14 protein-coding genes are annotated in these 12,118 nt (G+C 40.3%); 6 read left to right on the top strand and 8 right to left on the bottom strand.

Annotated features, from left to right (window positions below):
* The first annotated feature begins 301 nt into the window (after positions 1 to 301).
* The 6 genes from ACE1CC_RS29170 to ACE1CC_RS29145 all read left to right on the top strand — a co-directional run bounded on the left by ACE1CC_RS29170 (position 302) and on the right by ACE1CC_RS29145 (position 6,317).
* The gene (locus ACE1CC_RS29170) at positions 302 to 1,153 is read left to right on the top strand and encodes an ATP-binding cassette domain-containing protein (protein WP_413273938.1); all 852 of its coding nucleotides are present in this window, start codon (positions 302 to 304) and stop codon (positions 1,151 to 1,153) included.
* On the top strand, positions 1,110 to 1,964 hold the full coding sequence (locus ACE1CC_RS29165) for an ABC transporter permease (RefSeq protein ID WP_413273937.1): 855 nt from the start codon (positions 1,110 to 1,112) through the stop codon (positions 1,962 to 1,964). Before ACE1CC_RS29170 ends, ACE1CC_RS29165 begins: the two co-directional genes overlap by 44 nt.
* Positions 1,965 to 2,164: 200 nt before the next feature.
* On the top strand, positions 2,165 to 2,644 hold the full coding sequence (locus ACE1CC_RS29160) for a MarR family winged helix-turn-helix transcriptional regulator (RefSeq protein ID WP_413273936.1): 480 nt from the start codon (positions 2,165 to 2,167) through the stop codon (positions 2,642 to 2,644).
* A gap of 17 nt (positions 2,645 to 2,661) precedes the next feature.
* On the top strand, positions 2,662 to 3,930 hold the full coding sequence (locus tag ACE1CC_RS29155; protein ID WP_413273935.1) for an MFS transporter: 1,269 nt from the start codon (positions 2,662 to 2,664) through the stop codon (positions 3,928 to 3,930).
* A gap of 291 nt (positions 3,931 to 4,221) precedes the next feature.
* A complete protein-coding gene (locus ACE1CC_RS29150) occupies positions 4,222 to 5,154 on the top strand; it encodes a TauD/TfdA dioxygenase family protein (RefSeq protein ID WP_413273934.1) in 933 nt (310 codons plus the stop codon).
* A gap of 125 nt (positions 5,155 to 5,279) precedes the next feature.
* Positions 5,280 to 6,317 (top strand): NADP(H)-dependent aldo-keto reductase, encoded by a 1,038-nt coding sequence (locus tag ACE1CC_RS29145; RefSeq protein WP_413273933.1) that lies wholly within the window; start codon positions 5,280 to 5,282, stop codon positions 6,315 to 6,317.
* 54 nt (positions 6,318 to 6,371) lie between these two features.
* Here ACE1CC_RS29145 and ACE1CC_RS29140 read toward each other — a convergent pair whose 3' ends face one another.
* From ACE1CC_RS29140 to ACE1CC_RS29105, 8 genes are all read right to left on the bottom strand, one after another.
* Positions 6,372 to 6,671, bottom strand: a complete 300-nt coding sequence (locus ACE1CC_RS29140) for a putative quinol monooxygenase (protein ID WP_413273932.1) — start codon at positions 6,669 to 6,671, stop codon at positions 6,372 to 6,374.
* Entirely contained in the window at positions 6,664 to 7,299 is a 636-nt protein-coding gene (gene mtnB / locus ACE1CC_RS29135) for a methylthioribulose 1-phosphate dehydratase (protein WP_413273931.1), read from the bottom strand. The genes ACE1CC_RS29140 and mtnB overlap by 8 nt, the downstream gene beginning before the upstream one ends.
* A gap of 6 nt (positions 7,300 to 7,305) precedes the next feature.
* Positions 7,306 to 7,941: an HAD-IB family phosphatase gene (locus ACE1CC_RS29130; RefSeq protein ID WP_413273930.1), complete on the bottom strand. Its 636-nt coding sequence runs from the start codon at positions 7,939 to 7,941 to the stop codon at positions 7,306 to 7,308.
* Positions 7,941 to 8,492, bottom strand: a complete 552-nt coding sequence (locus ACE1CC_RS29125; protein WP_413273929.1) for a 1,2-dihydroxy-3-keto-5-methylthiopentene dioxygenase — start codon at positions 8,490 to 8,492, stop codon at positions 7,941 to 7,943. Before ACE1CC_RS29125 ends, ACE1CC_RS29130 begins: the two co-directional genes overlap by 1 nt.
* A gap of 74 nt (positions 8,493 to 8,566) precedes the next feature.
* Positions 8,567 to 9,349 (bottom strand): sulfite exporter TauE/SafE family protein, encoded by a 783-nt coding sequence (locus tag ACE1CC_RS29120; RefSeq protein WP_413273928.1) that lies wholly within the window; start codon positions 9,347 to 9,349, stop codon positions 8,567 to 8,569.
* A 14-nt stretch (positions 9,350 to 9,363) separates the two neighbouring features.
* Positions 9,364 to 10,164: an SDR family oxidoreductase gene (locus ACE1CC_RS29115; RefSeq protein WP_413273927.1), complete on the bottom strand. Its 801-nt coding sequence runs from the start codon at positions 10,162 to 10,164 to the stop codon at positions 9,364 to 9,366.
* A 155-nt stretch (positions 10,165 to 10,319) separates the two neighbouring features.
* Positions 10,320 to 11,363 (bottom strand): sulfonate ABC transporter substrate-binding protein, encoded by a 1,044-nt coding sequence (locus tag ACE1CC_RS29110; protein ID WP_413273926.1) that lies wholly within the window; start codon positions 11,361 to 11,363, stop codon positions 10,320 to 10,322.
* A gap of 105 nt (positions 11,364 to 11,468) precedes the next feature.
* A complete protein-coding gene (locus ACE1CC_RS29105) occupies positions 11,469 to 11,996 on the bottom strand; it encodes a glutathione S-transferase family protein (protein ID WP_413273925.1) in 528 nt (175 codons plus the stop codon).
* Between the last annotated feature and the right edge of the window lie 122 nt (positions 11,997 to 12,118).

The following is a 12,118-nucleotide window of genomic DNA, read 5'->3' as shown; positions in this document are numbered from 1 at the left end:
ACATAGTTATCTTTGGATAGGGCGGGCAGGATTCCCACCCCACAAGAGTTATCTCAGGTCTTGCACCATTCTCAACAAGCCTTGAAAAACCGGGTTTCTTGACGGAAAATCTAGGGTTTCAGGGTTAGCTATTTGCAAGAAACCCGGTTTTGAGCCGCTGGTGCAAGATCTGAGTTACAGCTTCCTTGTGGGGTAGGCATCCTGCCTGCCTTGATTTTCAAGTACCCTACTTGCTGCTAAACATGAAATATGTAAAACTAATAGTTAGATAGTCTAACAATAAATTGAGGTCAATTAATTCGTGACCAGACTTACTGAAAGCGTAGGAGAATCGATATTTCCGATCGCTAATTCCTCTACAATCCTAGAAACCCATGCCCTAACGCGGCGCTTTGGGAAAACTTGTGCAGTAAATAACTTAAACTTGACTGTACCAGCAGGAGAGGTTTTTGGTTTACTGGGGCCGAATGGGGCGGGTAAAAGTACAGCGATTAAAATGCTGACTACTCTACTGCCTCCTAGTGCTGGAGGTGCAACTATTGCGGGGTTGGATATTGTCCGCCAAGCTGCTAGGGTGAGAAGGGCGATCGGATATGTTCCCCAATCACTTTCTGCTGATGGCAGTTTAACAGGTTATGAAAATCTGCTAATTTTTGCCAAATTATACGATATTCCCCAGAAGAAACGCGAAAATTACATTCAGGAATTGCTGAATTTTATGGGTTTACAAGATGCTGCTCATAGATTAGTTCAGCAATATTCTGGAGGGATGATTCGCAAGTTAGAAATTGCCCAAGCGATTCTGCATCAACCATTAGTATTATTTTTAGATGAACCAACTGTCGGACTTGACCCTTTAGCCCGGAGTAATGTTTGGGAATTAGTGGAAAGATTGCGATCGAACTTTGGCACAACTGTCTTTTTAACTACTCATTTTATGGAAGAAGCGGATGTTTTGTGCGATCGAATTGCGATTATGCACGCCAGTCAAATTATTGTCACAGGTACACCCACAGAATTGAAAGCATCATTAAACAAAGAAGATGCGACTTTAGATGATGTTTTTATTCACTACACCGGGGATTTATTAGCATCGGGAGCGAATTATCGTGAAACCTCAAGAATCAGGCGTGTTGCTAAACGGTTGGGTTAAACCAAAACATGACCGTGCCAATAATTGGCTAACTGCAACATGGGAATTAATTAGAAAAACGATCGTCCTCACAGAATTAGAAGTCCGCAAATTACTTCACGATCCTAGCGATTTATTTGTGCGTGCTGCTCAACCTGTACTTTGGTTAGTAATTTTCGGACAAGTTTTCGCTCGAATTCGTGCAATTCCTAGTAATGGGTTGCCTTATTTAGATTTTATGGCGGCAGGAATTTTGGCACAAAGCGTTTTATTTGTAGCAATTTTTAGTGGGGGAATGTCGATTATTTGGGAACGAGATTTAGGTACAATTCATAAATTTCTTGCCAGTCCGACTCCTCGTGCTGCAATGGTGCTTGGTAAAGCTTTATCTGCGGGAGTGCGAGGCTTTTGCCAAGTGATTGTAATTTACCTTTTGTCGATACTCATTGGCGTACATCTCAATCTTAATCCTCTGGCTTTTTTGGGCGTTTTATTAGTTGTGTTTTTAGGGGCGGCTTGTTTCTGCACTTTTTCCTTAATTATTGGCTGTTTGGTAAAATCACGAGAACGCTTTACAGGTATTGGACAATTGTTGACAATGCCTTTATTTTTTGCGAGTAATGCGATTTACCCGATTGCTTTGATGCCGCTATGGTTGCGATCGATCGCGCACCTCAATCCTCTAACTTATATGGTGGATGCTTTGCGAGGAACAATGCTAGAGAATGGTCGCAGCATTTACGGATTTGGTACAGATTGTCTGATTTTGCTAGTAGTGGTAGTAGTTTTAACTTATATCTGCGGAAGGCTTTACCCAAGATTAGCAACTTAGATTTTGGATACTGGGTACTGGGTACTGGGTACTGGGTACTAGGGATTAAGAAAGTTAATTAACTTGAAACTAACCCCCATTTCCCTGAAAAACTGGTCGCTGATTAAGTAACAGTAGAAGTAAGGCAGTAACTCTTTTTGGAGTAAAATTGCTGCTCTGCATTTTCTTAACATCAGCGATTCAGTGAGGTTAAAAATCTAATGGGGAAAAAGCAAGATAATCGAGAAATTACGTCAGAAAATTGTGCCGCTAGAGTTATGGAAACCATCCCGCTAGCGATGCGGTTTATCCGTGCAGATATTCGTTCTCGCAATTCTACAACTATGTCTGTGCCGCAATTTCGGACGCTGGCATTTTTGGATCGTAATCCTGGGGCATCGCTTTCTGATTTAGCAGAACATTTGGGAGTGACTCGTGCGACTGCTTCAGCGAATACAGAACGGTTGGTGCAACGCGATTTTGTGCATCGCTGTGATGATCCAAAGGAACGACGACGGGTAGTTTTGAATCTGACAGAAGCGGGAAAGGTTCATTTAGAGGAATGTCGGGGTCAAACTCGATCGCGTATTTCCGAATTACTTAATAGTTTAACAGAACAGCAAATTGTTCTAATTGAAGAAGGATTAACTCTGCTGAAAGAGGTTTTAGAAGATAACTCTTTAGAGCCTCCTGAAGAATGAAGTAATGGTTTTTTAAAATGTGGTGGACAACAAAAAAACAAGTAACTGAAAATACTTTAAGTACTCAACAGCATGACCCTTTTGCTGCACTGAGATTTCGCAATTATCGACTATTTACGATCGGTCGATTATTGCTGTATTTGGGATATCAAATGCAAAGTGTGGCTGTGGGTTGGGAACTGTACGATCGCACTGGTTCAGCGCTAGTTTTGGGTGGGGTTGGCTTAGTGCAAGTTGTCCCCATTATGGCTTTAACTTTAATTGCTGGAGATTTAGCCGATCGATTCGATCGCAAATTCACCATGCTTTTAACAATTTGGCTTCTCTCCTTTTGTTCTTTTGCTTTAGCCATTCTTTCCATTACCAAAGGTTCAATTTTTCTGATTTATAGCTGCTTGTTATTAATTGGAATTGCTAGAGCCTTTAGTAAACCAGCCAGCGATGCTTTTGTTTGGCAATTAATTCCTAAAAATGCTTTTACAAATGCAGCTACTTGGAATAGTAGTACATTCCAATTTGCCTCGGTTGCAGGCCCATCATTAGGAGGCGTGATGATTGCAATTCAAGGCGGAGCTACAAATGTATACATATTGGCAGGAATTTTAGCTTTTTTATGTTTAGTTGCTGTTGCCTTAATTCCTAACCAGAAAAAGACATTATCCAAAGAACCTTTGTCACTTAAAGCTTTGTCTGGAGGAGTAAAATTTATTTGGAAAAATCAACTAATCCTAGCAGCAATTACCTTAGATTTATTTGCTGTATTGTTTGGCGGAGCAGTGTTTTTATTACCAATTTATGCCAAAGATATTTTACACGCAGGGCCAGTAGAATTAGGTTGGTTACAAGCAGCCCCTTCGATCGGCGCTTTAATAATGACAGTAATTTTGGCTTATTTACCTCCCTTACGTCAGGCGGGAAAAGCATTACTTTTGTCAGTTGTTGGTTTTGGTGTAGCAACTATTATTTTCGGCTTTTCTCGTTGGTTGTGGCTATCATTATTAATGTTATTTTTGACTGGTGCTTTTGATAGCATCAGCGTGGTAATTCGGCATACTTTGGTACAGATTCGTACTCCCAATGATTTGCGAGGCAGAGTATCAGCTGTGAATAGCGTTTTTATCAGTATGTCTAATGAATTAGGTGGTTTTGAATCTGGTTTAGTTGCTGCCTTTTTTGGGCCAATCTTCTCGGTGGTTAGTGGAGGCATTGGCACAGTACTTGTAGTTGTAGCGGTAGCTTTAATTTGGCCGAAAATGTGGCACTTGGGATCAATTTACGAGGATTAGAAGCCAGAATAAATAAGGCTTTTACTGGTTTATCCAAAAAATTTTTGCTTTAATCTTGACTAAATCGATAGGTATACCGGATAATAATTTCAGCCAGATTAGTTAGAGTATCTAACTATTTGTTTAACATTGAATCGAGATATGTCCGCTCAACTATCAAAATTTCTCGGATGACCTTGCCTTTTGCATTACACCTTGTTGTCTGTTGCCCGTTCCCTATTTCCTTTTTTCAGTAAAATTCCTCGTTATCTCAACCGATCGCCACTTTTGACTTGCAACTGGAGAAAAATTATGAGTCCAATCCTGACTGAAAACAAAGACATACAAATTTCTCAAAATTTAGAAATTCACCCGATTTCTGGACGCATTGGCGCAAAAATCCTTGGTGTTGACTTGAGTGCAAATCTTAGCGACGAAACGATCAGCGAAATTCGCCAAGCTTTAATTAAATACAAAGTGATTTTCTTCCGCAATCAAAAACTTGATGCTCAAGGACAAGTCGCTTTTGCGCGTCGTTTTGGGGAACTCACTACAGCGCATCCCACAGTACCATCACTTCCGGGACATCCAGAAGTTTTAGATTTGGATTACGGTCGAACTGCTGCGCGTGCCAATAACTGGCATACTGATGTTACCTTTGTCGATCGCCCTCCGCTGGGTTCTGTGTTGCGTGCGATCGACATTCCCCCCGCAGGAGGTGATACCATTTGGGCAAACAGCGTCACAGCGTACCAAGACTTACCACCTGTTCTCAAAAGTTTGGCAGATCAACTTTGGGCTGTGCATAGCAACGCTTACGACTATGCAGAAGCGGCTGTTAATCTTTCTGAAGAGATCAAAGCTCACCGAAAAGTCTTCACTTCAAGTGTATATGAAACCCTGCATCCTGTTGTGCGTGTTCATCCTGAATCGGGTGAACGTGGGCTATTTATTGGTGGTTTTGTACGCCAGATTAAAGGCTTATCGACAACTGAATCAGATGATATTATTCGACTGTTACAAGCTTATGTTACCCGTCCTGAAAATACAGTTCGCTGGCGTTGGAAAGTTGGCGATGTAGCATTTTGGGATAATCGTGCTACGCAACATTATGCGATCGACGATTACGGCAATCAACCTCGTCGTGTGCAGCGAGTGACGATCGCAGGCGATTTTCCTGTTAGCATTGATGGTAAACACAGTGAAGCTATCAAAGGCGATTCTTCTGCCTACAATCAAAATTAGGAATTAGATCATTGTAAGGATGTTGTATACAACGATATTGTAGAGACGTTGTATACAACGCCTTTACAAGGTTTCCTGAAGTTAAGTTTTGTCTGGTTATTTAGGAGAAAAAATCAATTAAGCCTATGCAATACAAAAAACTTGGTGAAAGTGACCTTAAGGTTTCTGAAATCTGCCTGGGAACAATGACTTTTGGGCATCAAAATTCCCTTGAAGAGGCACATAAACAGTTAGATTACGCTGTTAGTTATGGCGTTAATTTCATCGATACAGCTGAAATGTATCCTGTGCCTCCGCGTGCTGAAACTTATGGAAAAACTGAAGCTTACATTGGCGAATGGTTAAAACACCAACAGCGAGATCAACTAATTATTGCTACTAAAATAGCAGGGCCAGGTCGGGCAGTTAAGTGGGTCAGAGATGGGGCGCAAGAGATTAACAGAGATAATGTTAAACAAGCGATCGACAATAGTTTAAAGCGATTACAAACTGATTATATAGATTTGTACCAGATTCATTGGCCCGATCGCTATGTTCCCACTTTTGGGCAAACAATATTTGACCCACAACAGGAACGGGATACTGTACCTATTGCTGAACAGTTATCAGTGTTTGCTGATTTAATTCAAGCTGGTAAAATTCGTTATCTAGGTTTAAGTAATGAAACTCCTTGGGGTGTTAGCGAGTTTAGTCATGTTGCTAAACAATTAGGATTACCAAAAGTTGTTTCGATTCAAAATGCTTACAATTTAATTAACCGCACCTTTGATTCGGCATTAGCGGAAGCTTGCTATCGAGAAAATATTGGGTTGTTAGCATATAGTCCTTTAGCATTTGGTTACTTATCTGGTAAGTATGTCAATGGAAAACCAGAAAATACTCGCATTACTTTATATCAGGGTTTTGGGCAACGTTATCATAAACCTAACGTCAATGAAGCAGTGGCAGCTTATGTAGAAATTGCCCATAAATATAATCTTTCTCCTGTCCAACTTGCTTTAGCATTTGTGCGAAGTCGCTGGTTTGTTACTAGTACAATAATTGGGGCTACAACTATAGAGCAGTTGGACGAAAATTTATCTAGTTTAGATGTTATACTAGAAAAGGATATTATAGCAGAAACTGATGCTATTAATGTTAAATATCCTAGTCCAGCACCTTAAATAGTGGAACACTTTAGTGTTCACAACGAACGTTTGTTGTGAACACTAAAGTGTTCAAGAATCTAATAAGGTGTAGCGGCGAATGTCTGGGCCTGATGCAATTAATTCGGGAAGTTTGGCGATCGCACTTTGAATATGTTCCGAAGCTAGATGTGCATCCAAACTTTCTTGAGATTCCCACTTTTCCACAAAGGTAAAATCTGTGGGGTCTTCCTGATTTTGTAGCAAGTCATATTGCAAACATCCTACTTCTTTGCGAGTTGGTTCAACTAATTCTAATAATAAAGCTTTTGCTTCTTCTACTTTGTTAGGAAAGGCAATCAAACGAGCTACAGCATGAATTTGTTTAGACATAAGGATTAATTTTCACTCCTGTTTGACTAGCGGCTACTATGTAACGAAAAAGATACTCTATTAACTCAATAAAATTGCGGGCTTTTTCTGTTGAATCTGCCCAGACTGTTACTCCATGATCTCGAATTAGTAAAGCGGGAATTTGTGGAGGCGCAAGTTGAAAACACTCTTTAATTTCTCTAGCAATTTGGCTAACATCAAAATGGTTAGGAAAAATAGATAATGTAATATTCAAATTTTCTTGCCAAATATTGAACCCTTTGAGCATTTCCAAGGGAGGTAATAATAAAGTATCTCCTTCAACAAAACGAGAAACTAAATTTGCTTCAATTGAGTGGACATGGTAACAGGCTTGTGCTTCTGGAAATATCTTGTAAATAGTTTGATGGATTGCTGTTTCGGCTGAAGGTTTTAGATCGTTTGATAGCGATTCTACAATACCATCAGGAGTAATTTTGACGAAATCTGTCAAGTTTAAATTGCCTTTTGATTTGCCACTAGCTGTAATCCAAAAGCTGCCGTCTGGTAAACGTGCTGAGAGATTTCCGGCTGTTCCCGCCATCCAACCTTGTTTGTAAAAATGTTCAGCATTAGCCATTAGTTCTAAACGTAAATCAGGAACAGACATGACAATCTAATTACTCTCCCACAATTCGGCTAAACGATCGCGTACATCAAAGAAATCATTCCAGCGAATATAAGAAGTCTGATGTTGATCCAAATATTCGGCGAGACGATCGCGTGCAAACACAATTGGCGCATAAAGTGCCATATTTAAATCTGTGAGAGAATCACCAATAGCGATCGCTTCCCTCGCATCATAATCCTCAATCACCTTAACTTTAGCAACCATTTCTGTGCCATCTTCGTAAGGTGAATTAATTTGTAAATACTCACTGCTGGTATCAACATTTATGGCGTGAATGGCGTGAACTCGCTGTACTAACTGATTCAAAACCACTTCTACCATACCTCTTAATCCCCCAGAAACAACTACCAAAGGAACCTGATGTTGCTCTAGAAAATCGAGTAATTCAACAAAACCAGGACGGATGGGTTGCGATCGGGTAAACTCCAAAATATCAGGGTAGCGGTGACTAGGAATTGATTCAAGAATTTGCCGGACACCCTGCCTTAAAGTTACTTTGCGATCGTACATTTGTGGTAGTAATTCGGCAGAAATGTCTGGGGCAAATTCTTTGAATATTGCCACAAAAGTTTCGACAGCTGTAATTGTGCCATCAAAATCACAAAAAAGAATTCGACTCATTACACAAGTACTGAAGGAACTTGGATTTCTGTTCCAGTATACTGGGGAACCCAGCCTTCTGTACCAATGAAATAACGAATTGCTTTAATGCGGCGTTTTGGAGTTAGGTAAAACCAGTGTTCAGTTCCCGCAGGTACGTTAATATATTCTTCGGCTTGTACTGTTAATTCAACTTGGCTACCATCAGGACGGACAAAGCCAAAAATTCCTTCGCCATCAATGATGTAACGCACTTCATCATCGGCGTGGGTGTGAACGCGATCGAATTTTGCCAACAGTGCATCTAAATTAGGAGTTCCTGGGTACAGCACAATTAAATCGCGAGATTGATAATTTGCGGTTTGTTGCAGTTGCTCAAAATAACCATCCAATGCTTTGAGTACTTGCTCTTTTTCCTCGTCGTTTAAGCTTTCTTGTTCCAGTAAATGATGAAGTTGTGGATCTTCTCCTACTGACCAATAATTGAGTTGAATGTTGAGCGATGATAGTTCATTGCTAATGGTTAACAAATCGTTGTAAATCGTTCCGTCTGCTAGTCTCAGTTTTGCCATGATTCAAACTCCTGTCTATGGAATTTTTTGTTGGTATTTCTTAATTTAACTCAGATCCTCGACTTCTCAAAGAACTAACCATGTATAAAGAAATAAGTTGTCATGGTAAAAGCCACAACAATGACAAATCTCCTAATTAAGATCGGTTGAAGTTTCCGAGCATAATGAGCTATTAAGTAACCACCTAACGAAGCACCGACTGCCATTAAAATTGCCTGGTGCCAAAAAATTAACCCAGCGAAAACAAAGGGAATAATCGCAATCCCATTAATGCAACCACCTAAAAATGTTTTAAAGGCATTCATGGTGTGAATATTTTTAATGCCTAAGAAAACTAAGGTTGCTAACATTAAAATTCCTAGACCTGCTCCAAAGAATCCTCCATAAATAGAAATGGCAAGTTGTGCTAGAACTACTTTAAATAATGGAGGAGATTCGGAAGAAGATTTTCGGCTCCATTTGTAAAACAAAGCTTTGATTTGCTCGCCAAATGTAAACATTAATGTTGCCAATAGCAGCAAATAAGGAATCAAAGCTTTGAAAACATCCGCAGAAGTGTAGAGTAAAGCGATCGATCCTAATGTTCCACCGATTAAACTAGTCAAAGCTAGGATTAATAGCGTCCGTCGTTCGATGTGAAAATCTTTCCGATAAGCTCCTGCACTCGCCAACGCCGCTACCCACAAAGCAGTATTATTAGTAGCATTAGCAGCGATCGGTGGAACTCCGGTAAAAATCAGTGTGGGAAAAGTGATGAAACTGCCCCCACCCGCAACAGCATTTAGTCCTCCTGCAATGAATGCTGTGCCGAAGAGTAGGAGCGTATCAATTAATGGTAAAGATAAGAGAGGAATCATGAACCGCTAATATTTCAAACTCCGGGAGTTTGACCTCCATCTACTAAAAATTCGGCTCCAGTAATTGAAGAAGCTAAATCAGAAACTAAAAATAGTGCTAGATTTGCGATCGCCTCTGGTTGCACAAGTTTACCTAATGGAATGGCTTTGAGCGATTCAGCTTTTATTTGTTCGACGCTTACTCCTTGTGATTGCGCCCTTTGTTCTGCCAAGCGTTCGGCTCTTTCGGTTGCAGTTAATCCTGGTGAAATTGCGTTAATTCTAATGTTATGTTGCGCCAGTTCTGAAGAAATACCTCTGGTAAAATTTAGCAATGCGGCGTTGGTAGTACCACCTGGAAGAAAATTAGGGCGAGGAGTACGTCCGGCTCCACCAATGATATTAACAATTCGCCCATCTCGGCGATGTATTTGATTGGGTACAATGGCTCTAACCAAACGGATATAGCCCAATAGTTTTAAGTTCCAGGCATCAAGAAAAGCATCATCTCCTAAATCCAAAAATGAACCAGCACGAGCCGAACCAGCATTGTTGATTAAGATGTCTATTTGCCCGAAAGTTTCTAATGTTTTGGAAACAAGAGTTTCAATATTTTCTGCTTTTGTGATATCAGTAGGAATTGCTATTACTTTGTTTCCTTGATTCGGTATTTCTCGAAGCTCATTTACGGCTTTCTCTAACCGATCGACATCACGAGCAGCGATCGCCACACTCACACCTTCTTTATACAATGCTTTGGCAGTTGCCAAACCAATACCTGCACTACCACCAGTGATGATCGCACTTTTCCCAGTCAATCCCAACTCTAAACTCATAATCACATCCATTAATTAAGCATTAAAAAAACTAAATCTTTGACACTAACCAAAAACCTATCTGTGTTCATCTGTGTTTATCTGTGGACATCTGTGGTTTAAAATCCAAATCTTTAAAACCAACTAAAAATCTCATCTGCGTTAAAAACATCTAACTAGGAAGGATATAACTTGGCATAAGTATCGAAAGGCAAAGCCACATCTTTAACTTGAATTTGCTTGGGAATAATCTTAAGTTGATAAAAGGTATCTGCTACCTGTTGTTGAGCAGTTAAAACAGAATCATCGATCGGTGAAAGTCCCCACTTCCGGCGCTGGTTAACGATTTCCAAAATTGAGGCATCAATATTCAATTGTTGGGAAAACTGTTGTGCTATTTCTTTGGTATTTTTCTGCCCCCATTCTTCGTTATTTTTGGCTTCTTCCAAAATTATCTTGACTAAATCTGGATTTTCTTGAGCAAACTTTTGAGAAGCCAGGAAAAAAGCCCGACGATCCTTTCCTACATTAAGATTTCGGATTTTCCCTGTATTTTCAATCACTGCTAAAAAAGGGTCCCAAATCGACCAAGCATCTATCTTACCTTGCTCAAAGGCAGCACGAGCATCCGATGGGGAAAGGGAAACAACCTCAACAGAATCAGCAGGAATGTTGTTTTCTTCCAGCATTGAAATGAGCAAATAGTGAGCGCTTGATCCTTTCTGAAGGGCGACTTTTTTGCCTTTTAAATCAGCAGGTTTTTGAATCGGTGAATCTTTTAAAACCACAATATCTTGTGTTTTTGGCCCTCGTGGAGTCATGCCAACGTAGTAAAATTGGGCACCTGCTGCTTGAGCAAAAATGGGCGGCGTGTCTCCTACACCTCCCCAATCTAAACTACCTGCATTCATCGCTTCTAACATAGGTGGGCCTGATTGGAAAAACACCCAATCAATTGCAAACCCTCTTTCCTTCAAACGCTTTTCCAGTTCACCACGAGTGCGAATCAAATCAAGTTCGGAAAATCTTTGATAACCAATGCGTACTTTAGATCCACTCGCTGTTGAGCCGCTGCTGGCTACAGGAGAAGCAGCTGTTTGATTTGCAGGTTGGTTGGTTTGTGCAGTTTGATTGGGTGAGTTGCTATTACAGCTGGCTGAAATCAGTGTTACACCTAAGCTTGTCAGCCCTAGCAGTACTTCTCGTCTTTTTAATCTCATGGTTTTTCAGCAGGATAAAAGACTAATGTTCATTGAACAGGATTTACAGATTAACCAAATTTTTTAATCAATCCTGTTCATCATATAAATCAATAAATCCCGATCCTATTTTTGGGCAGCAACAGCTGGTTCACCTAAGAATTTGGTGAATCTTTCAATGTAGTAACTCACGGGATTTTCTACGGCTTTAATTGATTGGCGTGAGCGCACAACATTCCACCATTCCTGCAACCGAGGTGTTTCTGTTGGTAGGGTAAAATTACGGAAATATTCCAACACAGGCAACCGTTCAAACCAAGGATAAAAGCCAATATCAACTAAGCTGAAATTCTCTCCTAACCAGTACGGCTTATTACCAGACAACTTACCTATTCCTTCTTGTTCAAGATACAACAAAGCTTCTAAAAACTCTCTTCTTCCTTGTTCCTGTTCAGTAGAATCTTTACCACGTAAGAGTTTGTTGAATGCAGGGACTAAGCGAGTATTAGCGTAGTCGATCCAAATCCGAGCGATCGCTTTAGCTCCCGGATCTTTAGGTAACAAAGGTGGTTCGGGAAAAACTTCTTCGAGATATTCATTAATAATACTCGATTCAAATAACTCGACATCCCCATGCTGACGGGGTGACAACAATCGGTAAACCCCTTACTGCGTGCGGGGTTTACCGATTGTTGTCAAAAAAAAAGAGGTCTGCTATTCTCAAGAAGACCTAATTAACGAAAATAATGAATTTATTACCATTATTTTACACCGAA

The sequence above is a fragment of the Floridaenema aerugineum BLCC-F46 genome (genome assembly GCF_041929345.1).
Classification (GTDB): Bacteria; Cyanobacteriota; Cyanobacteriia; order Cyanobacteriales; family Aerosakkonemataceae; genus Floridanema; species Floridanema aerugineum.
Note: the sequence above shows the minus strand (reverse complement) of the source record. Positions and strands in the feature narration are given on the sequence as shown.